Genomic DNA, 22,082 nt, shown 5'->3' with positions numbered 1-22,082 from the left:
CCGTGATGGAAACCGTCCCGCCGCCCGCGCCGCGCGGCGACGACGCGGTGCCCCGGCACTCTCCGCTGGCACGCGTCGGCCTGCTGTGCTTCACCTTGCTGGTGATCTACGCCAGCCTGTACCCGTTCAGCGGCTGGACCGGCAACGGCATCGCGCCATGGGCCTACCTGACCGCACCCAAGCCGCGCTACATCACCAGCTTCGACCTGCTGACCAATGTGATGGGCTACAGCCCCTTCGGCGCGCTGGCGGTGCTGGCGCTGTACCCGCGCGTGCGCGGCGTGCCGGCGGTGCTGGCCGCGCTGGCGGCAGGCACGGCGCTGTCGGCGGTGATGGAGGGACTGCAGACCTGGCTGCCGACGCGCATCCCGTCCAATATCGACCTCGCCACCAATGCGATGGGCGCGCTGCTGGGCGCGGCGCTGACCGCCCCCTTCTGCGCCGCGCTGATCGACCGCAGCAACCTGCGCCGGCTGCGCCTGGCCTGGTTCGAGCCCTATGCCAGCTTCGCCATCATCCTGGTCCTGCTGTGGCCGTTCGCACAGATCTTCCCGCAGGAACACTTGTTCGGCATGGGCGCGATCGTGCGCGAGTGGCTCACCGACCCCGACTCGTGGCCGATGCAGGTGCTGCAGTCGGTGGTGCCGGCGCTGGCCGACTGGCAGGCCGACATCGGCCTGGGCCCCGACGACATGCAGAACCGCCAGTTGCTGGAATCGCTGGTCACCGCGCTGAGCTGGGTGGGCACCGGGCTGTTCGCCTCGGTGGCGATGCGCCGCCATGCGCCGATGCTGCGCATCCTGACCGCCTTGCTGGCCGGCGCGCTGCTGCTCAAGGCAGCCGTGGCGGAATTGCAGTTCCCCGACGACACGCCCTTCAACTGGCTGTCCGAAGGCGGCCGCTTCGCGCTGCTGACGGGTTCGCTGGTGCTGGCGCTGCTGCTGCAGCTGCCGCGCTGGCTGCGCGGCCTGCTGGCCCTGCTGGCGCTGATCGGCCTAGTGCTGCTGACCAACCTGCTGCCGCCCAATCCCTATGCCTGGATCTCGGAGCAGGGCTGGCGCATGGGCCGCCTGATCCATTTCAACAGCCTGGCCCAGTGGCTGGGCTGGGTCTGGCCCTTCGCGGCGGCCAGCTACCTAGTCTGGCGCTTCGAGCAGTTCAACCTGGACCGCCACGCGCTGCGCCGCGCCAGGCGCCAGGCCAGGCGCAAGGCCGCGGCCGCGGCCGCGGCGGCGGCGGCGGCACCCGGCACCCCGGACACCCCGGGCGAGCCTGGCGAGCCTGGCGAGCCGAACCGTCCGCCGCGCGACGCTCAGTGAGTCTGGCCGCCCTGCTCGCGCACGTCGACCTCGGTCGCCAGCGCCGTCTGCACCATGCGGCGCAGGCCCGCCACCAGGAGCGGCAGCGCCATGCTGGGCTGGCCCGGATGCTGGGCGGCCTGTTCGGGCAGATAGGGAATGTGGACGAAGCCGCCGCGCGCCCGCGGCGCGCCTGACATGCCTGGCGCGCCTGACGCGCCTGACGCGCGCGTGGCGAGCAGGTGCATCAGGCCGTAGAAGATATGGTTGCAGACAAAGGTGCCGGCGGTCTGCGACACCGCGGCGGGGATACCGGCCGCGCGCAGGTCGCGCACCATGGCCTTGATCGGCAGCGTGGCGAAATAGGCCGCCGGCCCGCCCGCCACGACGGGCTCGTCGATGGGACGGGCACCCGCGTTGTCGGCGATGCGCGCGTCGTCGACATTGATCGCGACGCGCTCCACCGACATCTCGCTGCGCCCGCCCGCCTGCCCCACCGCGATCACCAGCACGGGATCGAGCGCGTCGATGGCCTGCGCCATGGCGTCGATGGCGGCACCGAATACGCAGGGCATCTGGCGTACCGCGATGGCGGCATCGCCGAAGCGCTCGCCGTCCAGCGCGCGCACCGCCTCCCAGGATGGATTGATCGGCTCGCCCTCGAAGGGTTCGAAGCCGGTGAGCAGGACGGTAGGCATGATGGACCTCGCTGGGCAGTCGGGTGGTCTCAGGGGATGTCGGCCGGTGTCTGCTGATGTCTGCTGATGTCGGGTGGGGCGACGGAGGCGATGCGGCGGGACCCGCCCGCCGCATCGCCTCGCGTCACATCAGCTCACATCGCATCACATCAGGAAGTAGAGCAGCGCGATGTTGGCCACCAGGATCGCCAGCGCGGTCGGCACCTGCGCCCGGATCACCGCGTTCTTGTCCTGCAGTTCCAGCAGCGCGGCCGGCACGATGTTGAAGTTGGCCGCCATCGGCGTCATCAGCGTGCCGCAGTAGCCCGAGAACATGCCGATGGCCGCCATCACCGCCGGATTGCCGTTGAAGGTGCCGACCAGGATGGGCACGCCGACGCCGCCGGTCATCACCGGGAAGGCGGCGAAGCCGTTGCCCATGATCACCGTGAACAGGGCCATGCCGACGCAGTAGACCGCCACCGCCACCAGCTTGTAGTCCATGTTGATGTAGGCCGTGGTCAGGTGCGCGACCGCCTTGCCCACGCCGGCGTCGGCGAACACCAGGCCCAGCATGGCCAGCATCTGCGGCAGCACCAGCGCCCAGCCCAGCGACTCGGTCAGCCGGCGCGATTCGCGCACGCCCTGGACCACGCTGTCGCGTGTCAGCCAGCACACCACGGCCAGCGAGACCAGGCAGCCGATGCCAAGCGAGACGAAGGTCACGTTCTTCGGATCGAGCAGCGCCAGGCCGGCGATCTTGACGTCCTTGAACAGCACCGTGCCCAGCACCGTGACCACCGGGATCAGCAGCGCGGGAACGAACAGCTTGTTGCCCAGGCGCTTGGCGCTGGCGCGGCGCTCGGCCTCGGGCAGCGTGTCGTGCTTGCCCAGGCCCACGCCGCCGAAACCGGCGATCAGCGCCATCAGCACGGCACCGGCGCCGACCACCGCCGGCGGCAGCTTGTCGCCGACCAGGAAGACGGCCGCATACAGCAGCCAGAACAGGCCGGTGGTGAAGCGGCGCGGATGCGTGCGGTCGGCGAAGGTCAGCAGCGCGGTGATGGCCAGCACCAGTCCGGCCAGCCAGTAGAGGTAGTCGATGGAAATGATCATGATGGCTTACTCCCCGCTCTTGGCCGTGTGCTTGGCAGCGCTGCCGTTACCGTTACCGCCAGCGGCGGCGGCGGCGGCGGCGCGCTGGCCGCCCAGTTCACGCTCGAGCCAGCCGTCCAGGCGCCTGAGCCGCACCGAGTGGATCAGGAAGGCGCACACCGCGGTCGGGATGCCCCACACAGCGATGTGCAGCGGTTCCACGTCGATGTTCGACGACAGCAAGAAGGTGTGCATCAGCGCGATGGCACCGAAGGCCACGAAGATGTCCTCGCCGAAGAACAGGCCGACGTTGTCGGTGGCGGCGCAGAAAGCCAGCACGCGCTGGCGCACCGGTTCGGGCAAGGCGCCGAAGCGGTTCTCCGCCGCGCCCTCCGCCATCGGCGCCAGCAGCGGGCGCACCATCTGCGGGTGGCCGCCCAGGCTGGTCAGGCCCACCGCCGCGGTCAGTTCGCGCACGCCGAGGTAGACGATCAGCAGCCGGCCCACCGTGGCCGAGGCGATGCGCGAGATCCACGCCTGCGCGTGCTCGCGCAGGCCGTGCCGTTCCAGCAGGCCGATCACCGCCAGCGGCAGCAGGATGATCAGCGGCAGGTTGCGCGCCTTGACGAAGGCAGTGCCGATCGCGCTGAGGATCTGCACGACCGGCATCGAGGCGGCCAGCCCGGTGACGATCGCGGCGATCGCCACCACCATCATCGGGTTGAAGCGCAGCACGAAGCCCAGGATGATGACGCCGACCCCGAGCAGGGGCCAAAGATTGACTGCGTGTTCCATGTGAGACACCAGTAAGGAGGGAGGAAGCAGGCGCAGCGCCCGCCCGGCCTGCAAAGCGGGCCGGCAGGGGTGCGCGCCGCGGGGGGAGCCCGGCAGCCGGGGCGGGAGGCGCTGGCGCGCCCCCTGCCTCAGTTGCCGGCGCGGATCGCGATGCCCTCGGCGCCGAGCCGTTCCCGGATGCGGCGCGCAAAGGCCAGCGCGTGCGCGCCGTCGCCGTGCAGGCACACGGTCTCGGCGCGGATCGGTACCCAGCTGCCGTCGATGGCGCGCACGCGCTGCTCGCGCACCATGGTCAGCGTCTGGTCGAGCGCGACGGCCTCGTCCTCGTGCAGCGCGCCGGGCGTGCCGCGCTTGACGAGCGAGCCGTCGGGGTTGTAGCCACGGTCGGCGAACACTTCCTCCTTGACGCGCAGGCCGGCCTCGCGCGCGACCTTGACCATGGCGCTGCCGGCCAGGCCGAAGAAGACCAGGTCGGAGTCGAAATCGCGTACCGCGCGCACGATCGCCTCGGCCAGCGCCGGATCGCGCGCGGCCTGGTTGTAGAGCGCGCCGTGCGGCTTCACGTGGGCCAGCTCGCCGCCCTGCGCGCGCACCATCGCGGCCAGCGCGCCAATCTGGTACAGCACTTCGGCGTACACCAGCTCGGGGGCGCGCTGCATCTCGGTGCGGCCGAAATTCTCGCGGTCGGGATAGCTCGGGTGGGCGCCGATGGCCACGCCGCGCTCGATCGCCCAGCGCACCGTCTGCAGCATGGTGGCGGCGTCGCCCGCGTGCCAGCCGCAGGCCACGTTGGCCGAGCTGATCAGGCCGAGCAGCGCCTCGTCGTTATCGCAGCCTTCGCCCAGGTCGGCGTTCAAATCGATCTGCATTGCCTTGCTCCTTCGTACTTTGTCGTCCGCGGTCGTCCTTCGACGCCGTCCAGTCCGTATCCGCCGCGCCCCGTTCAGGCCGCGGCACGTGTCTGCGCGCGGCGGCGCGCTGCAATGTCCATGCCGCCCTCCTGCCAGCGCAATGACTGCGCCACCTGCTGCAGGTAGCGCTCCAGTTCCGCCTGCGCCACGGCAGCCTCCGCCAGCGTCGCCGGCACGAAGCGCAGCGACGCCCCGAGCGGCACCTGCGCCAGGCGCCACAGGTCGGCGCCGATCACCACGCCGATCTTGGGGTAGCCGCCGGTGGTCTGCGCGTCGGCCATCAGCACGATGGGCTGGCCGGCCGGCGGCACCTGGACCACGCCCGGCAGCACGCCGTGCGACAGCAGGTCGGCGTCGCGGCCGGGGGTGCGCGCCAGCGCCGGACCCTGCAGGCGCATGCCCTGGCGGTTGCTGTTGGGCGTGACGGTCCAGGCCGACTGCCACAGCGCGTCGCGCGCGGCCTCGTCGAACGCCTCGTATTCCGGCCCCGGCAGCAGGCGGATCGGCCAGGCCCGCTCCAGGCGTGCGCGCGGCATCGCCCAGGCCGGCGCGGCCACGCCGCGCGCGGCAGCCGCCGGCTGGCCCGGGCCGGCCGCCGCCAGGCGGTCGCCTTCGCGCAGCGCGCGCCCGGCGAAACCGCCGAAGCCCGCCTTCAGGTCGGTGCTGCGCGAACCCATCACGAGCGGCACGTCGATGCCGCCGGCCACGCACAGATAACTGCGCGTGCCGCCCTGCGCCGCCGCCAGCACCAGGGTGGCGCCGCGGCGCACATCGAAGGCATGCCAGGACCAGACCGGCTCGCCGTCGAGGTGGGCAGCGCAGTCGGCGCCGGCCAGGGCCACGCGCAGGTCGGCATGGAAACGCAGCGCCGCGCGGCCCAGCGTGAACTCGATGGCGGCCGCCCCGCGGGGATTGCCCAGCAGCAGGTTGCCGGTGGCGAGCGCCATGCGGTCGAGCGCACCCGACAAGCCCACGCCGACATGGCGGAAGCCGCTGCGGCCCAGGTCCTGGACCGAGGCGAGCGCACCGGGGCGCAGGATCTCGATCACGCGGCCACCCGCTCGGCGATGAAGCGCACGGTATCGCCGGGCGCGAACAGCGAAGGCGGATCGCGGCGCGCGTCGAACAGCGCGCTGTCGGTGCGACCGATCAGCTGCCAGCCGCCCGGCGCGCTGGCCGGGTAGATACCGGTCTGCTCACCGCCGATGCCGACCGAACCGGCCGGCACCGCCAGGCGCGGCTCGCGCCGGCGCGGCGTGGCCAGCGCGGGGTCGAGCCCGCCCAGGTAGGCGAAGCCGGGCTGGAAGCCGAGGAAATAGACCACGTACTCGCCGGCGGTGTGGCGGCGCACCACTTCCTCGGGCGCCAGCCCCGTATGGGCGGCCACCTCGGCGAGGTCGGGGCCGTCCTCGCCGCCGTAGCGCACCGGGATCTCCACCAGCCTGCCCACCGCCTCGCGCGACTCGCCGGAGGCCCAGGCCAGCTTCAGGTTGCGCTCCAGCGCCTCGGCATCGGCCTCGGCATCGAACACCAGCATCAGGTTGTTCATGCCCGGCACCACGTCCACCACGCCGCGCCAGCCGACCGCCCGCTGCGCCATCGCCCAGATGCGGCGCTGGACGTCGAGGGAAGCCGGCGGCGGCACGCTGCACAGCAGCGCCTGTTCGGCCAGGCGGTGAACGGAACATCGGGTCATGGGCACATCGCGGTGAAGGGCCTGCCTGCAGTCTAGGCGGCAGCACAGCAGTCGTCAGGCAGGACACCTTCCCGACCGGCATGCCAAGCGAATCACATCCGTTTAATTGACAATTTATCGATAAATTAATCATAACGAAATGATGACAAGGTGGGGCTAGGGATTGACCCTAGCCCCCGGCCCTGCCGTCCGGGCAGCGCTTCGGCACGGCGCACGCCGTGGGTGCAGGGGGCTTGGAGGGCGAACCGGGCTGGTGCGCGGCGCGCGGGCACGACTCGCCACCCGGGCCCGCGCAGGCGCGCACGGCACCCGGATGGTGCAAGCGCCCATGTCCCGGGCAGTCGGCCCGGATCACGGCGCTGGATGGATCGATCGGAAAACGTTGCCGCGGACGTTGCGTCAATGCAACAGCCGAAGGCGGAGTGGGATCTGGCGGGGTGCCTGATGAGGGGTGCGATCAGGGACACCGTGCATCACGGCATCGCGGCATCACGGCATCGCGGCTGTCGGCGGACAGTGCCAGCCGGCACGGCGAGAAACGGGGAGAGAGACCGGGCAGGCCCGGCGAGGCGGCAGGCCCCGGCGCACACGGCGCGCCGGGGCGCGGGGGATCAGGCGAAGCCGGCCTGGTGGGCCTGCTGGTCGGCGTGGTACGAGCTGCGCACCATGGCGCCGACGGCGGCATGGGTGAAGCCCATCTTGTAGGCCTCTTCCTCGAACATCTTGAAGGTGTCCGGATGGACGTAGCGCAGCACCGGCAGGTGGTGGTTCGACGGGGCGAGGTATTGGCCGATGGTCAGCATGTCGATGTCATGCGCGCGCATGTCGCGCATCACTTCGAGGATTTCCTCGTCGGTCTCGCCCAGGCCCACCATCAGGCCGGACTTGGTCGCCACATCCGGGCAGCGCTGCTTGAACTCCTTCAGCAGCGTCAGCGAGTGCGCATAGTCGGCACCCGGGCGCGCCTGCTTGTACAGGCGGGGCACCGTTTCCAGGTTGTGGTTCATCACGTCCGGCGGGCAGGCCTGCAGGATGTCCAGCGCCTTGTCCAGGCGGCCGCGGAAGTCGGGCACCAGCACCTCGATGCGGGTCACCGGCGACAGTTCGCGGGTCTGGCCGATGCAGTCGGCGAAGTGCTGGGCGCCGCCGTCGCGCAGGTCGTCGCGGTCGACGCTGGTGATGACCACGTAGTTCAGCTTGAGCTGGGCGATGGTGCGCGCCAGGTTGCCCGGCTCATTGGTATCGAGCGGGTCCGGGCGGCCATGGCCCACGTCGCAGAAGGGGCAGCGGCGCGTGCACTTGTCGCCCATGATCATGAAGGTGGCGGTGCCCTTGCCGAAGCACTCGCCGATATTGGGGCAGCTCGCCTCCTCGCACACCGTGACCAGGTTGTTGGCGCGCAGGATGTCCTTGATCTCGTAGAAGCGCGAATTGCCGGTGGCCGCCTTGACGCGGATCCACTCCGGCTTCTTCAGCTTCTCGGCCGGCACGATCTTGATGGGGATGCGCGCAGTCTTGTCCGCCGACTTCTGCTTGCGGGTGGGATCGTACTGGATCTGGGCTTCGGGCTGGGGGGCCGCCTGGCCTTGCGGGGCCTGGCTGGAAGGGGCGCTCAGGGCGTCGCTCATGATGTTCTCCGCACGCATTCGGCGTGCCAGTTCTGTTCGGTCTGCGGCCGCTGTGGCCGGTTCAGGGTTCGGGTCGGTGACACGGGGCCGGGATCCGGCTCAGGCCTCGGCCGCCTGTGCAGCCGGCACGGCCTGCGCCGCTGCCAGCACCTCGCACAGTGCCGTGGCCAGGCGCTGCGCCACCTCGCCCTGCCGCGCCGCCCCGACAGGCTGGCGCAGCACGCCGCCCTGCCCGTCCGGCAGCGCGACGGTCGCGCCGGCACTGGCCATGTCGACCGTTTCCAGGCCGGCGTAGCCGCAAGGATTGATGCGCAGGAACGGCGCCAGGTCCATCTGCACGTTCAGGCTGACGCCGTGATAGCTGCAGCCGTTGCGGATCTTCAGGCCCAGCGCGGCGATCTTGGCGCCGCGGTGCGGCCCGTCGGACAGGTAGATACCGGGGGCGCCGGACTTGCGTTCGGCGGCCAGATTATACGCCGCCAGCGTATCGAGCACGGCCTGCTCGATCGCGTGGACCATCTCGCGCACCATCAGCTTGCGGCGGCGCAGGTCGAGCAGCAGGTAGGCCACCACCTGGCCCGGGCCGTGGTAAGTGATCTGGCCGCCGCGATCGATCCGCACCAGCGGAATCGACGGGTCCGGCGCCAGCAGGTGCGAAGGATCGCCCGCCTGGCCGAGGGTGTAGACCGGTGGATGCTCGACCAGCCAGATCTGGTCGGGAGTATCGGCATTGCGCGCGTCGGTGAAGGCGCGCATCGCGTCGAAGCAGGGCTGGTAGTCCTCGCGGCCCCGCTCGATGACTTGGATTTCGTGCATGCCGCCAGTGTAGCGAAAAGGGCGTGGGCGCGCCGGCCCAGGCCCCGCCGGCCACCGCGCGAGGTGGCCGGGACGGCCCGGGGGGTGTGGCCCAGGCGTCTCAGGTGGGGCTCATGAGGCTCAGACGGGGCTCAGGCGACCTTCGGATCGTCCTGGGAAGGCGTCCATTCGGTGCCGCGCACTAGGCGCCGCACGATGCGGTACAGGGCATGCGCGACGTCCGCCAGGGTGGCGGCCGGCTGGCGCGCCTCGGCCGCCAGCGCCAGGCGCACGGCGTGCGCCGCGCGCGGATCGACGCTGAGGACGACCTGGTCGCCGTGCGCCAGTTGCAGGCTGCCGCCGCAGCGCAGCCAATAGTCTTCCGAATCGTTCTCGCGGGTCAGCCACAGGTCGGTACCCGCCGCGTCCTCCACATGCAGCCGCTGGGCGGCGTGGATCGACAGCGACGCGACTTCACCGGGGGCGAGTGTGAACTGGGTCGTTGTGAGCAGGGCTTCCATGATGTTCTCCGCACGGCAGGCACCGGCATAGCGCGCCGAAACTGGCCTGGTCCATTTGCCTGATCAGTTTTTCCAGGCATTTTCGCTATCGGTGCATTGGATTCTAGTGATTGCCGGCGCACCCTCAAAACGATATATTTTCCGTCTACTTGCTAAATATCCTCACATAAAAAGAGGGACCGCCATGGCCTGGAAGAGCGCTTCGGAAAAGGACCTGCCGCGCGGCTGGCATCGTGAACTGCCCCGCCTGCCGGCGCTGGGCGCGCTGCGCGCCTTCGAGGCGGCCGCCCGCCATGAGAGCTTCTCGCGGGCCGCCACCGAGCTGTTCGTCACCCATGGCGCCATCAGCCACCAGATCCGCGCGCTCGAAGCCGAACTGGGCCAGCCCCTGTTCGAACGCCACGGCAAGCGCGTCAGCCTGACGCCCGGCGGGCGCGTCTACGCCGAGCGCGTGCGCGACGCCCTGCTGCAGATCGCCGACGCCACCCGCGTGCTGCAGGCCGGCAAGCGCGACAAGCGCCTGACCATCAGCACCATGCCCTCCTTCGCCGCGCGCTGGCTGACGCCGCGCATCGGCAGCTTCATCGAGCGCCATCCCGAACTCGACGTCGAACTGCTGTCCTCCAACAGCCTGGTCGACTTCGCACGCGAAGAGGTCGACCTGGCGCTGCGCATGGGCAGCGGCGACTATCCGGGCCTCTATGTGGAAAAGCTGCTGGACGACGTGTTCTTCCCGGTGTGCAGCCCGCAATTCAACAGCGGCAAGCTGCCGCGGACGCCGCGCGAGATGGCCGGGATGCCCCTGCTGCGCGGCGAAGGCGATCCATGGCGGCCCTGGTTCGAGGCCGCCGGCCTGGACCTGCCCGAACCGCGCAAGGGCCTGCTGCTGGAAGACTCCTCGCTGCTGCTGCAGGCCGCCGCCGAAGGCCAGGGCATCGCCCTGATCCGCTCCTCGCTGGCCTATAACGACCTGCTGTCCGGGCGGGTGGTACGGCTGTTCGACGTCAGCATTCCCTGCCCTTGGCTGCTGTATTTCGTCTGTGCGCCGGGCACGCTGGAACTGCCTAAGGTGAAGGCGTTCCGGGAGTGGCTGTTGCCGGAGATGGCGGCGTTTCGGGAGGTGTTGAAGCGGTGGGAGGGGTGAGTTTCGGGGGTGTTTGGGCGCCGGTGATTTAGGGCTTGTCGTGTGGGTTCGAGCGGTGTCGGTTTGCGAGGCAACGGCCTGTTTCGGCTCTCGTGACTCTGTGCTTGTCTTCGGGTGGTGTTGGTATGCGTGGCAACAGCCTGTTTCGGCTCTCGTGACTCTGTGCTTGTCTTCGGGCGGTGTTGGTTTGCGAGGCAACAGCCTGTTTCGGCTCTCGTGACTCTGTGCTTGTCTTCGGGCGGTGTTGGTATGCGTGGCAACAGCCTGTTTCGGCTCTCGTGACTCTGTGCTTGTCTTCGGGCGGTGTTGGTATGCGTGGCAACAGCCTGTTTCGGCTCTCGTGACTCTGTGCTTGTCTTCGGGTGGTGTTGGTATGCGTGGCAACAGCCTGTTTCGACTCCCCTGCGGGGAGCCGACTTACTTTCTTGGTCTCGCCCAAGAAAGTAAGCAAAGAAGGCGACCCGGGTGCGGCGAAACCCCCTCGCGAATTGGCCCCGGCCGCCGCGCCCGTCCGAACTCGCGGCCTGCGGCCGCTCAGACAGCGGACGGGCTTCATCGGCGGCCGGGGCCAATTCGCGAGGCGCCGCACACGGGAGGGAAAGGCCAACCGTTGGTCTGCGAGCGGGCTCACTTTTGCATAGCGGCCAGGTTTGCTGAGCCTTTGTGTTCGGCCAGCTGCTGGCCGAACACCCCCACCCGAAGCGAAGCGAGGCGTGGCGTCTGTTCCCTGCCGTGTGCGGCGCCTCGCGTGCTGGGGCAAAGAGCGGAAAAGAGGGCCCCCTGTCTGAGGATCGCCTTAAGGCGATCCGAGTTGGGGCCCGGCCGCTCTTTGCCCCACCACGCGAGGGGGGGTTGAGCCGCACCCGGCGCGCCTTCTTTGCCTACTTTCTTGGGCAAGACCAAGAAAGTAGGTCGGCTCCCCCGCAGGGGGAGTCGAAACAGGCCGTTGCCTCGCAAACCAACACCGCCCGAAGACAAGCGACAAGGCATCAAGTCACGAGTGCATTGGTGTGCGGCCAGCAAGCTGGCCGCACACCCCCCACCCGAAGCGAAGCGAGGCGTGGCGTCTGTTCCCTGCCGTGTGCGGCGCCTCGCGGGCTGGGGCAAAGAGCGGAAAAGAGGGCCCCCTGTCTGAGGATCGCCTTAAGGCGATCCGAGTTGGGGCCCGGCCGCTCTTTGCCTCAGCACGCGAGGAGTCTTTGAGCCGCACCCGGCGCGCCTTCTTTGCCTACTTTCTTGGCAAGACAAGAAAGTAGGTCGGCTCCCCGCAGGGGAGTCGAAACAGGCTGTTGCCTCGCAAACCGACACCGCCCGAACCCACACGACAAGCGTCAAGTTACGAGAGCCGAAACAAGCCCCCCAACCCACTCAATCCTCATCCTCCTGCCCCACCGCCGCAGCCGGCCCCTCCCTCTTCGCCCGCGGATGGGCCCGATCATAGACCTTGGCCAGATGCTGGAAATCCAACGCCGTATAGATCTGCGTGGTCGCCACGCTGGCGTGCCCCAGCATCTCCTGCACCGCGCGCAGGTCGCCGGAGGATTGCAGCACATGGGTAGCGAAGGAGTGCCGCAGCATGTGCGGATGCACATCGGCCGGCACCCCGGCCCGCAGGGCATGCTGCTTGAGACGCAGTTGCACGGTGCGCGCCGGCAGGCGCCGGCCGCGCGCGCTGAGGAACAGGGCGGCGGCGTCGGCTGGCGATGCGGCGGGTGACAGCAGCGTGTCGCGCACGGCCAGCCAGGCGCGCAGGGCTGCCATCGCCTTGCTGCCGACCGGCACCGTGCGCCGGCGCGAGCCCTTGCCGATCACGGTGACCTCGGCGCCGGCCAGGTCCAGCCAGCCGGCCGAGCGGTAGTCGCCGTCTTCCGTATAGCGCAGGTCGAGCTGGACCAGTTCGGACAGCCGCAGCCCGCTCGAATAGAACAGCTCGAACACCGCCTGGTCGCGCCGGCCTTCGGCGCCGTCGCCGGCCGGGTGCTCGACCAGGGCCACCACCTGGTCCACCGCCAGCGCCTTGGGCAGCGGCTTGCCCATCTTGGGCGCGCGCACGCCGTCGACCGGATTGGCCTCGACGCCGTGGCCATGCAGCGCCGCCCAATGGAAGAAGCCGCGCCAGGCCGACAGCGTGCGCGCAATGCTGCTGCCGGCCAGGCCGCGGCCGTGCAGGCGCGCGGCCATGGCGCGGATGTGGCGGGTCTGCAGGGCCGTCAGCGCCACCCCCGGCGCGTGGCGGGCCGCCTGGGCCTGCAGCACGGAGAGGTCGCGCGCGTAGTTGGACAGGGTGTGGGCCGCCAGCTTGCGGCCGGTGGCCAGCCAGTCGAGGTAGGCGAGCACCAGCGGGGCGGGAGGGGAGGCGGGGGGCGCCGCGGTCTCGGGTGCTGCCTGGACCTTGGCGCGGGTGGTGGGCTTGCGGGTGGCCATGCCGGGAGCGCGTGGTGGCGGGGATGGGGGCGGGGACGGTGCCGGCGCGGCCCGTCCCGCTCCGCCTCAGTCGCGCAGGCGTGCCAGCGCGGCGCCGGCGACTTCGCCGATGCGGGTCAGGTAGGCCGTGCCCATGCCTTCGTGGAAACGGCGCGCGTCGGGCGAGCCCAGCACCAGCAGGCCGAAGGCCGGGCCGGCGGCGGCCTCGCGCGCCGGGGCGCGCAGCGTCACCATGGCCAGCGAAGCGATGTCGTCGCGCTCCAGCCACGCGGCCGCTTCGAAGCCGCTGTTGGGACCGCAGTACGGCGCGCGCAGGCCGTCGGCGAACAGGCGCACATCGTCGTGGATGCCCTGCGCCACCTCCATGTGCTGGTAGGGCTCGGCCAGGCCCCACAGCCGCAGCGCCACCGCCGGCACGTCGAAGGCCTGCTGCAGGCCATCCTGCACCGCATACGGCAGCGCATGCGAGTCGACCTCCGCCAGCAGGCGCAACTGCCACCCGTGCAGGCGCTGCTGGGTGCGGTCGTTGTCGTGCCCGTGCCGGACCAGGTCCGCCAGGCGCAGCTCCAGGCCCTTGTTCTTCTCGCGCAGGATCTCCATCTGGCGCTCCTGCAGCGAGACCGCCCGATGGCTGTGCGGGCTGGTCAGCTGCACGGTCGCGAGCAGCTCGGCATGCTCCTCGAAGAACTGCGGATTGGCTTGCAGGTAGGCGGCGACGTCTTGGGCGTTCATGGCGTTCTGGCTGGTGGTCTCGCAGGAGTTTAGCAATATCGTGCCGGCGCGCGGCGCTGGCCGCCGCGCCGGTTGCCGTCAGCCCAGCTTCTGCTTGAGCAGCGCGTTGACCTGGGCCGGGTTGGCCTTGCCCTTGGTCGCCTTCATGGCCTGGCCCACCAGTGCGTTGAAGGCCTTTTCCTTGCCGGCGCGGAATTCCTCGACCGACTTGGCGTTGGCAGCCAGCACCTCGTCGATGATCTTCTCCAGCTCGCCCGAGTCGGACATCTGCTTGAGGCCCTTGGCGGCGATGATGGCGTCGGCATCGCCGCCCGCCTCGCCCGCCCACATGGCCGGGAACACGTCCTTCTTGGCCGTGTTGTTCGACACCGTGCCGTCGGCGATGCGCTGCAGCAGCCGGGCCAGCTGCGCCGGCTTGACCGGCGCGGCTTCCAGCGCGATGCCTTCGCGGTTGAGCTGGGAGGCCACGTCGCCCATCAGCCAGTTGGCCGCCGGCTTGGCATTGGCCGCGCCGGCCTCCGCCACCACCGCCTCGAAGTAGTCGGCCATGCCGCGCGAGGCGGTCAGGATGCTGGCGTCATAGGCGGGCAGGCCATAGTCGCCGGTGAAGCGCTGCTGCATCGCAGCGGGCAGCTCGGGCAGCCCGCTCCTGACACGTTCGATCCAGTCGGCGCCGATCTCCAGCGGCAGCAGGTCGGGATCGGGGAAGTAGCGGTAGTCGTGCGCGTCTTCCTTGGTGCGCATCGCGCGCGTCTCGCCGGTGTCCGGATCAAACAGCACGGTGGCCTGCTGGATCTTGCGGCCGTCCTCGATCTCGGCGATCTGCCACTGCACTTCGTACTCGATGGCCTGCTGCAGGAAGCGGAACGAGTTCAGGTTCTTGATCTCGCGGCGCGTGCCGAATTCCTTCTGGCCCAGCGGACGCACGGAGACGTTGGCGTCGCAGCGGAAGCTGCCTTCCTGCATATTGCCATCGCAGATGCCCAGCCACACCACCAGCGAGTGCAGCGCCTTGGCATAGGCGACCGCCTCGGCCGCGCTGCGCATGTCGGGCTCGGTGACGATCTCCAGCAGCGGCGTGCCGGCGCGGTTCAGGTCGATGCCGGTCATGCCGGCGAAGTCCTCGTGCAGCGACTTGCCCGCATCCTCCTCCAGGTGGGCCCGCGTCAGCTGGATGGTCTTCTCGTAGAACTCGCCCTTCTTGCCCTCGACCTGGACCGTGATGGCGCCGCCCTGCACCACCGGGATCTCGTACTGGCTGATCTGGTAGCCCTTGGGCAGGTCAGGGTAGAAGTAATTCTTGCGCGCGAAGACGCTGCGCGGCGCGATGGTGGCGCCGATCGCCAGGCCGAACTCGATGGCGCGCTCGACCGCGCCGCGGTTGAGCACCGGCAGCACGCCCGGCAGCGCCAGGTCAACCGGCGAAGCCTGGGTGTTGGGCGCCGCGCCGAAGGCGGTGGAGGCGCCGGAGAAAATCTTGGAGGCCGTCGACAGCTGCGTGTGCGTCTCGAGGCCGATCACCACTTCCCATTGCATGGCGGTATTCCTGTTCGTATCTTGATCTTGACTATCGTTCGTTCCGCCCGGGCCATCCGCCCGCGCGGCGTCTTCATTCGTGTCTTCGTGCGCGTCGCCGCCGGCGCTCAGGGCTCCTCGGCCGCCAGCCAGGCATCGAGCTGCAGCAGCGCCGCATCGCGCGCGGCCGGATCGCCGCCCACCGTGACGCCCTTGCCGGGCCGGGCGCCGCCAGGGACGTCTCGGCGCAGGTGCAGGGCATCGCTGCCATCGAAGCCGTGATAGGCGCCGGGAAAGATCTGCAGCTGGAAGCGCACATCCGGCTGGCGCGCCTTCACCGCGTCGCGCAGCATGACGCAGCGGGTGGCGGGCGTCCAGTCGTCGGCGCCGCCGATCATCAGCAGCAGCGGCGAGCGCAGCCGGAAGTCGCGCTGCTGCAGCGCCTGGTTGCAGCCCGGGTAGAACGCCACCGCGCGCTCCACCGACGGCGTGCCGACAGGCCAGCCGCGGCTGCCGTCGAGCGTGGCCAGCACCGCCTGCGCGCCGTTCGACCAGCCCAGCAGCACGATGTGCCCGGCGTCGACGCCGGGCTGCTGCGCCACCCAGCGCAGCGCGGCCAGCACATCGGCGCGGCGCGTGGCGGCGTCGATGGCGCGGCTGTCGAAGCGCTCGCTGCAGATGCCGCGCGGCTTGCCGCGCGCGCCGAAGCTGTCCGGCATCAGCACGGCGTAGCCGCGCGCGGTCAGCCAGCGGGCGTAGTCGCGGTAGCGCGCGTCCAGCGCCGACGCCGACATCTCGCTGCGCCGGTACAGGCCCGCGCAGCCGTGCAGCGCGACCACCACCGGCTGCGGCGGCGCATGCACGCCTTCGGGCTCCGACGGGCGGAACCAGTAGGCGGGCAGGTCCGGCTCGCCGGGCGCGCCGGGCAGCTGCAGCGCCTGCACGGCCGGCCCCGGCGCGCCGGCATGGGCGTGCGCGTGGGCCGCCGCCGGCTCCTGCCACCACACCAGCGCGCCCAGCAGCGCGGCGACGCTCCCGCCCAGGCGGAGCAGGCGGCGCCACGGCGTGGCGGCGAAGCAGGATCGGCGGGCACCCATCGTTGTCACCTCGTCTGTGCGCAGCCGCCGCCACCCGGCTCGAACAGCACCGGCCAGGCTTCCTCGTAGATGCCCGGAGTACAGCGCTGCTGGCAGTTGGCGTGCGCCAGCGTGACGCGGCGCGGGTCCTGCCAGATCATCAGTTCGCAGGCGCTGCCGTCATTGGCCCGCAGCGCGATGCTCGGCCGCGACTTGACCTGGTGGAAGTCGGCCAGGTTGAAGCTGCAGGAACCGCGCTTGCCCACCCACAGCTTCCACGAGAGCTGCTGCACATTGTTGTTGACCACGCGCAGCTGCGCATCCTCGCGGAAGCCGTCTTCCTCGGTACGGCGGCAATCGCCGGCCAGGTCGATGGTGCGGTAGGCGATCGGGGTCGGCCCGCCGATGCGCGGCAGCGGGATGCAGCCGCCCAGCAGCGCGGCGAGCAGCGCCAGCAGCGCCGCCAGCGCCGTTCGGCTCGGCCAGCGCCCCGCTTTCATCATGCCTCGGCCGGCTGGCGCAGATGCCAGTCGGTCGCCTGCTGGAAGGCGTGCGCCGCCTGCAGCAGCCGCGCCTCGTCGAAGTAATTGCCGATCAGCTGCAGGCCGACCGGCATGCCGGCCTCGCCGAAGCCGCACGGCACGCTCATGCCGGGCAGGCCGGCCAGGCTGGTCGACAGCGTAAAGATGTCGGCCAGGTACATCTGCACCGGATCGGCGCTCTTCTCGCCCAGCTTCCATGCCACCGTGGGCGCCACCGGGCCCATGATCACGTCGCACTGGGCGAAGGCGCGCTGGAAATCGTCGGCGATGATGCGGCGGATCTTCTGCGCCTGCAGGTAGTAGGCGTCGTAGTAGCCGTGCGACAGCACGTAGGCGCCCACCAGGATGCGGCGCTTGACCTCGGCGCCGAAGCCTTCGGCGCGGGTCTTCTTGTACATGTCGAGCAGGTCGCGGTACTCGGCGGCGCGGTGGCCGTAGCGCACGCCGTCGAAGCGCGACAGGTTGGACGAAGCCTCGGCCGGCGCGATCACGTAGTAGACGGGGATCGACAGCTCGGTCTTGGGCAGCGACACCTCGACCAGCGTGGCGCCCAGCTTCTCGTACTCGGCCAGCGCGGCGCGCACCGCCTGCTCGACGTCGGCCGACAAGCCGGCGCCGAAGTATTCCCTGGGCAGGCCGATGCGCAGGCCGGCCAGCGGCCTGGCGGCGTCGGCACTGGCCCAGGGCCGGCCCAGCAGCCGCGTGAAGTCCTCGTCCACGCCCCCCTGCTCGGGCGCCAGGCTGGTCGAATCGCGCGTGTCGAAACCCGCCATCGCCGACAGCAGCAGCGCGCAGTCCTCGGCGCTGCGGGCCATCGGGCCGCCCTGGTCGAGCGAGGAGGCGAAGGCGATCATGCCGTAGCGCGAGACGCGGCCATAGGTGGGCTTGATGCCCGTGATGCCGGAGAACGACGCCGGCTGGCGGATCGAGCCGCCGGTGTCGGTGCCGGTGGCGGCCGGCGCCAGGCCGGCGGCCACCGCGGCGGCCGAGCCGCCCGAGGAGCCGCCGGGCACGCGCGCCGCGTCCCAGGGATTGCGCACGGCGCCGAAGTAGGAATTCTCGTTGGACGAGCCCATGGCGAACTCGTCCATATTGGTCTTGCCCAGCGTCACCATGCCAGCCGCGGCCAGGCGTTCGACCACGGTGGCATCGAAGGGGCTTTCGTAGTCGGCCAGCATGCGCGAGCCCGCCGTGGCGCGCCAGCCACGCGTGACGAAGACGTCCTTGTGCGCGATGGGCACGCCGGTCAGGGCGCCGGCCTCGCCGCGCGCGCGGCGCTCGTCGGCGGCGCGGGCCTGGGCCAGCGTCAGCTCGGGATTCACATCGACGAAGGCGTTCAGCGCGCCGGCGCGCTCGATGCGGGCCAGGTACTCGCGCGCGAGCTCCTCGGCGGAAACGGTGCGTGCCGCCAGGGCATCGGAGAGCTGGCGCAGGGAAGTCACGGTATCGACGGAAAGGGACATGACAATCGGGATGGCGTCTGGTGTGGCCTGGCGGCCCGGTCGGGTCCGGGGCGTGCCGGGTCGGGTGGCGGCGCAATGCGGCGGGCCGGTCGGCCCCGGCGCGGGCGCCGGCCTGGCTTACTCGATGACCTTGGGCACGAGGTAGAGCCCGCGCTCGACCGCCGGCGCCGGGCGCTGGTAGTCGTCGCGCCGGTCGGCCTCGGTCACCGCGTCGTCGCGCAGGCGCTGGGACATCTCCCGCACCGCCGACAGCGGGTGGGCCAGCGGCTCCAGGCCGGCGGTGTCGACTGCCTGCATCTGTTCGACCAGGGAGAAGAAATTGTTGAGCTGCGTCAGCGTCTGTCCGGCCTCCTCATCGCTGATCTCGATGCGGGCCAGGTGGGCGATACGCTTGACGTCGGAAAGGTCGAGGGCCATGGCGTGCTAGAGTGCGGGACCGACCGCGGCGCGGACAGCCGGCCGGCACCACGGAGGTGCCGGGCAGTGCGCCCCGGTTGGACAAAGTTACAGGTTTTTTCGAGGCCAATGCCCCCGAAACAGGGGGAATTATAAGGTATCATTACCTGTTGCCGATCTTCGGCAACGCCTGCGCCACACGAGCTGGCAGGCACCGCTGGCAGTGACGCCCAAGTCACCATCCGGCCGTGCCGCCCGAGCCGCCGTCGGCGCGCACACGGATCCTCTGATTAGGCCCGGCGGGCGGGCGCGGCATCGAGCCGCGCAATGTCGTGCCATGCCGCGTGAAACTTCTGAAGAACTTTTGCGCGGCGTTTAATCAAAGGTTCCAGAACGCCTCGCGCGCGTGGTCGCGCGGGCACCGGACGGCCTTCCGGCACCGGGGCCGCCTGCCGCGGCCCTGGAATGCATGGCGGAATGCGGCCGAACCGGCAGGCAGCCTTGCGCCAAACCCCGTACACGCACACATAGCGGCCGGCACCGCCATCGGCGCCGGCCGTTTCGCATACCCGCGAACCAACACAAGACAGGATTCCTGATGTTCGGATTTCTCCGCAGCTACTTCTCCAACGACCTGGCGATCGACCTGGGTACCGCCAACACCCTGATCTACATGCGCGACCGTGGCATCGTGCTGGACGAGCCCTCGGTCGTCGCCATCCGCCAGGAAGGCGGCCCCAACGCCAAGAAGACCATCACGGCGGTCGGCAAGGAAGCCAAGCAGATGCTGGGCAAGGTCCCCGGCAACATCGAGGCCATCCGCCCGATGAAGGACGGCGTGATCGCCGACTTCACCGTCACCGAGCAGATGCTCAAGCAGTTCATCAAGATGGTGCACGACTCGAAGCTGCTGCGCCCGAGCCCGCGCATCATCATCTGCGTGCCGTGCGGCTCGACCCAGGTCGAGCGCCGCGCCATCCGCGAATCGGCGCTGGGCGCCGGCGCCAGCCAGGTCTACCTGATCGAGGAACCGATGGCCGCCGCGATCGGCGCCGGCCTGCCGGTCTCCGAGCCGTCCGGCTCGATGGTCGTCGATATCGGCGGCGGCACCACCGAGGTGGGCATCATCTCGCTGGGCGGCATGGTCTACAAGGGCTCGGTGCGCGTCGGCGGCGACAAGTTCGACGAGGCCATCGTCAACTACATCCGCCGCAACTACGGCATGCTGATCGGCGAGCAGACCGCCGAGGCCATCAAGAAGGAAATCGGCTCGGCCTTCCCGGGCTCCGAGGTGCGCGAGATGGAAGTCAAGGGCCGCAACCTGTCCGAGGGCATCCCGCGCGCCTTCACGGTCTCCTCCAACGAGATCCTGGAAGCCCTGACCGACCCCCTCAACCAGATCGTGTCGGCGGTCAAGATCGCGCTGGAACAGACCCCGCCGGAACTGGGCGCGGACATCGCCGAGCGCGGCATGATGCTGACCGGCGGCGGCGCCCTGCTGCGCGACCTCGACCGCCTGCTGGCGGAAGAGACCGGCCTGCCGGTGCTGGTGGCCGAAGACCCGCTGACCTGCGTGGTGCGCGGCTCGGGCATGGCGCTCGAGCGCATGGACAAGCTCGGCAGCATCTTCTCGTACGAATAAGCCCCCCAGGAGCCACCGATGGCGGAACGCGGCCAGCCTGACACCCCGGGCCCCGCCGTGCCCCGCCGCGCCGCCCACCGATCCCCGCCCGCCGCGTCGACACCGGCGGCCGGGGCGTCCACGCCTGTGCACGGGTAAATGGATTACACCCCTCCGCCGCTCTTCAAGCAGGGCACCTCGGCTGTCGCGCGCCTCGTCCTGTACGTGCTGATCTCGCTCGTGCTGCTGGTGGTCGACGCCCGCTTCAATGCGATGAACGTGGCGCGGCAGGTCGCCGCCACCGTGCTGATGCCGGTCGAGCGCCTGGTCCTGGTACCGCGCGACGCGATCCGCGCCATGCTGGATTACGCGCAGTCCTCCGCCGCGCTGGCCACGGAAAACCGCGAACTGCGCCAGCGCGCGGTGCTGGAGGCCGAGACCGCGGTGCGGCAGGCCCAGCTCGAAGCGGAGAACCAGCAACTGCGCAAGCTGCTCGACCTGCAGCAGCAGTCCGCCACGCCGGTGACCGCCGCCGAGATCCTCTACGAGGCCCGCGACCCCTACAGCCAGCGCATCGTGATCGACCGCGGCAGCCAGCAGGGCCTTCGCCCCGGCTACCCGGTCATCGACGAGCGCGGCGTGGTCGGCCAGGTCACGCGCGTCTCGCCCTTCCAGTCCGAGGTCACGCTGCTGACCGACAAGGACCAGGCCATCCCGGTGCAGGTGGTGCGCAACGGCCTGCGCAGCGTCGCCTTCGGCGGCGCCCGCGCGGGCCTGCTCGACCTGCGCTTCATGGCGGCCTCGGCCGACCTGCAGCAGGGCGACCTGCTGGTCACCTCCGGCCTCGACGGTGTCTATCCGGCCGGCCTGCCGGTGGCCAAGATCGTCAAGATCGAACGCAAGGCCGACACCGCCTTCTCGCGCGTCTACTGCGAGCCGGTGGCCGGCGTGCGCGCGCACCGCCAGCTGCTGGTGCTGCGCTACGAGTCCGGCGTGCGCGACCTGGAGGCCAAGGACGACGGCACCGCCGCCGACGCCAAGGGTTCGCGCGCCGGGATCAAGGCCGCGGCGCAGGCCAAGTCGGACGCGCGCGGCGGCGAACCCAAGGCCGGCCAGCGCGGCGGCCCGCGCGCCGAGCCCCGCACCCCGGTCGAGCGTGCCGCCGAGAAGGCGGAAAAGGCAGAGAAGGCCGCAGACAAGGAGTCCAAGCGTTGACCAATCCCCAATACCTGCTGCGGCCGGTCAACCCCATCTTCATCGCGCTGAGCTTCGTGCTGGCCTTCCTGTTCAACCTGCTGCCGTGGGGCACCACGCTGTGGATCCCCGACATGGTGGCGCTGGTGCTGGTGTTCTGGAACATCCACCAGCCGCGCAAGGTCGGCATGGGCGTGGCCTTCCTGCTCGGCCTGCTGATGGACGTGCACGATGCCCGCCTGCTCGGCGAGCACGCCATGGCCTATACGCTGCTGGCCTATTTCGCCATCACCATCCACCGCCGCGTGCTGTGGTTCACCGTCTACACGCAGGCGCTGCACATACTGCCGCTGCTGTTCATCGCGCACGCGGTGCCGGTGCTGATCCGGCTGATCATGGGCGCGCCGCTGCCCGACTGGACGGTGCTGCTGGCGCCGGGCATCGAGGCGCTGCTGTGGCCGATGGCCACCGCGCTGCTGCTGGCGCCGCAGCGCAGGCCGAGCGATGTCGACGAGACGCGGCCGCTGTAGCGCCCCCGCCCGCGTCCGGCCCGCCGCCG

General features: G+C 70.3%; 21 protein-coding genes. 5 read left to right on the top strand and 16 right to left on the bottom strand.

The features are described 5' to 3' along the window. The first annotated feature begins 5 nt into the window (after window positions 1–5). Window positions 6–1,319 carry a VanZ family protein gene (locus tag BKK81_RS03020; RefSeq protein ID WP_071010698.1) on the top strand — a complete coding sequence of 438 codons (1,314 nt, stop codon included), beginning with the start codon at window positions 6–8 and terminating at the stop codon, window positions 1,317–1,319. Here the strand turns inward: BKK81_RS03020 and pcp are convergent. The 9 genes from pcp to BKK81_RS02975 form a co-directional block, all read right to left on the bottom strand. Further along, a complete protein-coding gene (gene pcp, locus BKK81_RS03015; RefSeq protein WP_071010697.1) occupies window positions 1,313–1,996 on the bottom strand; it encodes a pyroglutamyl-peptidase I in 684 nt (227 codons plus the stop codon). The genes BKK81_RS03020 and pcp overlap by 7 nt on opposite strands. 144 nt (window positions 1,997–2,140) lie before the next feature. Then, window positions 2,141–3,091 carry a DUF979 domain-containing protein gene (locus BKK81_RS03010; protein ID WP_071010696.1) on the bottom strand — a complete coding sequence of 317 codons (951 nt, stop codon included), beginning with the start codon at window positions 3,089–3,091 and terminating at the stop codon, window positions 2,141–2,143. 6 nt (window positions 3,092–3,097) lie between these two features. Continuing rightward, entirely contained in the window at window positions 3,098–3,865 is a 768-nt protein-coding gene (locus BKK81_RS03005; RefSeq protein ID WP_071010695.1) for a DUF969 domain-containing protein, read from the bottom strand. Window positions 3,866–3,993: 128 nt separating this feature from the next. Beyond that, complete coding sequence (gene pxpA, locus BKK81_RS03000; RefSeq protein ID WP_071010694.1) at window positions 3,994–4,734, bottom strand: 5-oxoprolinase subunit PxpA; 741 nt, start codon at window positions 4,732–4,734, stop codon at window positions 3,994–3,996. A 74-nt stretch (window positions 4,735–4,808) separates the two neighbouring features. After that, entirely contained in the window at window positions 4,809–5,825 is a 1,017-nt protein-coding gene (locus BKK81_RS02995; RefSeq protein WP_071010693.1) for a biotin-dependent carboxyltransferase family protein, read from the bottom strand. Next, window positions 5,822–6,472: a 5-oxoprolinase subunit PxpB gene (gene pxpB, locus BKK81_RS02990; RefSeq protein WP_071010692.1), complete on the bottom strand. Its 651-nt coding sequence runs from the start codon at window positions 6,470–6,472 to the stop codon at window positions 5,822–5,824. Before pxpB ends, BKK81_RS02995 begins: the two co-directional genes overlap by 4 nt. A 611-nt stretch (window positions 6,473–7,083) precedes the next feature. Next, on the bottom strand, window positions 7,084–8,100 hold the full coding sequence (gene lipA, locus BKK81_RS02985) for a lipoyl synthase (protein ID WP_071015981.1): 1,017 nt from the start codon (window positions 8,098–8,100) through the stop codon (window positions 7,084–7,086). Between the two features lie 99 nt (window positions 8,101–8,199). After that, on the bottom strand, window positions 8,200–8,916 hold the full coding sequence (gene lipB, locus BKK81_RS02980) for a lipoyl(octanoyl) transferase LipB (protein WP_071010691.1): 717 nt from the start codon (window positions 8,914–8,916) through the stop codon (window positions 8,200–8,202). A gap of 131 nt (window positions 8,917–9,047) precedes the next feature. Then, window positions 9,048–9,416 carry a DUF2917 domain-containing protein gene (locus tag BKK81_RS02975; RefSeq protein WP_071010690.1) on the bottom strand — a complete coding sequence of 123 codons (369 nt, stop codon included), beginning with the start codon at window positions 9,414–9,416 and terminating at the stop codon, window positions 9,048–9,050. Window positions 9,417–9,600: 184 nt separating this feature from the next. On the opposite strand from BKK81_RS02975, the gene BKK81_RS02970 reads away from it, so the two are divergent. Further along, window positions 9,601–10,560, top strand: coding sequence for a transcriptional regulator GcvA (locus BKK81_RS02970; RefSeq protein WP_071010689.1), 960 nt, complete (start codon window positions 9,601–9,603; stop codon window positions 10,558–10,560). A gap of 1,368 nt (window positions 10,561–11,928) precedes the next feature. Here the strand turns inward: BKK81_RS02970 and BKK81_RS02965 are convergent. From BKK81_RS02965 to gatC, 7 genes are all read right to left on the bottom strand, one after another. Then, the gene (locus BKK81_RS02965) at window positions 11,929–12,984 is read right to left on the bottom strand and encodes a tyrosine recombinase XerC (protein ID WP_071010688.1); all 1,056 of its coding nucleotides are present in this window, start codon (window positions 12,982–12,984) and stop codon (window positions 11,929–11,931) included. A gap of 66 nt (window positions 12,985–13,050) precedes the next feature. Further along, a complete protein-coding gene (locus BKK81_RS02960) occupies window positions 13,051–13,716 on the bottom strand; it encodes a DUF484 family protein (protein WP_071010687.1) in 666 nt (221 codons plus the stop codon). 78 nt (window positions 13,717–13,794) lie between these two features. Further along, window positions 13,795–15,252: an Asp-tRNA(Asn)/Glu-tRNA(Gln) amidotransferase subunit GatB gene (gatB, locus tag BKK81_RS02955; RefSeq protein WP_071010686.1), complete on the bottom strand. Its 1,458-nt coding sequence runs from the start codon at window positions 15,250–15,252 to the stop codon at window positions 13,795–13,797. 107 nt (window positions 15,253–15,359) lie between these two features. Further along, the gene (locus BKK81_RS02950; protein WP_071010685.1) at window positions 15,360–16,328 is read right to left on the bottom strand and encodes a dienelactone hydrolase family protein; all 969 of its coding nucleotides are present in this window, start codon (window positions 16,326–16,328) and stop codon (window positions 15,360–15,362) included. Between the two features lie 5 nt (window positions 16,329–16,333). Then, window positions 16,334–16,807 (bottom strand): hypothetical protein, encoded by a 474-nt coding sequence (locus BKK81_RS02945; RefSeq protein ID WP_071015979.1) that lies wholly within the window; start codon window positions 16,805–16,807, stop codon window positions 16,334–16,336. Beyond that, window positions 16,807–18,312: an Asp-tRNA(Asn)/Glu-tRNA(Gln) amidotransferase subunit GatA gene (gene gatA / locus BKK81_RS02940; protein WP_071010684.1), complete on the bottom strand. Its 1,506-nt coding sequence runs from the start codon at window positions 18,310–18,312 to the stop codon at window positions 16,807–16,809. Before gatA ends, BKK81_RS02945 begins: the two co-directional genes overlap by 1 nt. Before the next feature lie 117 nt (window positions 18,313–18,429). Further along, window positions 18,430–18,729 (bottom strand): Asp-tRNA(Asn)/Glu-tRNA(Gln) amidotransferase subunit GatC, encoded by a 300-nt coding sequence (gatC, locus tag BKK81_RS02935; protein WP_071010683.1) that lies wholly within the window; start codon window positions 18,727–18,729, stop codon window positions 18,430–18,432. A gap of 577 nt (window positions 18,730–19,306) precedes the next feature. Here gatC and BKK81_RS02930 point away from each other — a divergent pair. The 3 genes from BKK81_RS02930 (at window position 19,307) to mreD (ending at window position 22,053) form a co-directional block, all read left to right on the top strand. After that, window positions 19,307–20,350 carry a rod shape-determining protein gene (locus BKK81_RS02930; RefSeq protein WP_071010682.1) on the top strand — a complete coding sequence of 348 codons (1,044 nt, stop codon included), beginning with the start codon at window positions 19,307–19,309 and terminating at the stop codon, window positions 20,348–20,350. 138 nt (window positions 20,351–20,488) lie between these two features. After that, window positions 20,489–21,544, top strand: coding sequence for a rod shape-determining protein MreC (gene mreC / locus BKK81_RS02925; RefSeq protein WP_071010681.1), 1,056 nt, complete (start codon window positions 20,489–20,491; stop codon window positions 21,542–21,544). Continuing rightward, window positions 21,541–22,053: a rod shape-determining protein MreD gene (gene mreD, locus BKK81_RS02920; RefSeq protein ID WP_071010680.1), complete on the top strand. Its 513-nt coding sequence runs from the start codon at window positions 21,541–21,543 to the stop codon at window positions 22,051–22,053. The genes mreC and mreD overlap by 4 nt, the downstream gene beginning before the upstream one ends. Window positions 22,054–22,082 lie beyond the last annotated feature (29 nt).

Origin of the sequence: Cupriavidus sp. USMAHM13, from assembly GCF_001854285.1 — a bacterium.
GTDB lineage: Bacteria > Pseudomonadota > Gammaproteobacteria > Burkholderiales > Burkholderiaceae > Cupriavidus > Cupriavidus malaysiensis.
Note: the sequence above shows the minus strand (reverse complement) of the source record. Positions and strands in the feature narration are given on the sequence as shown.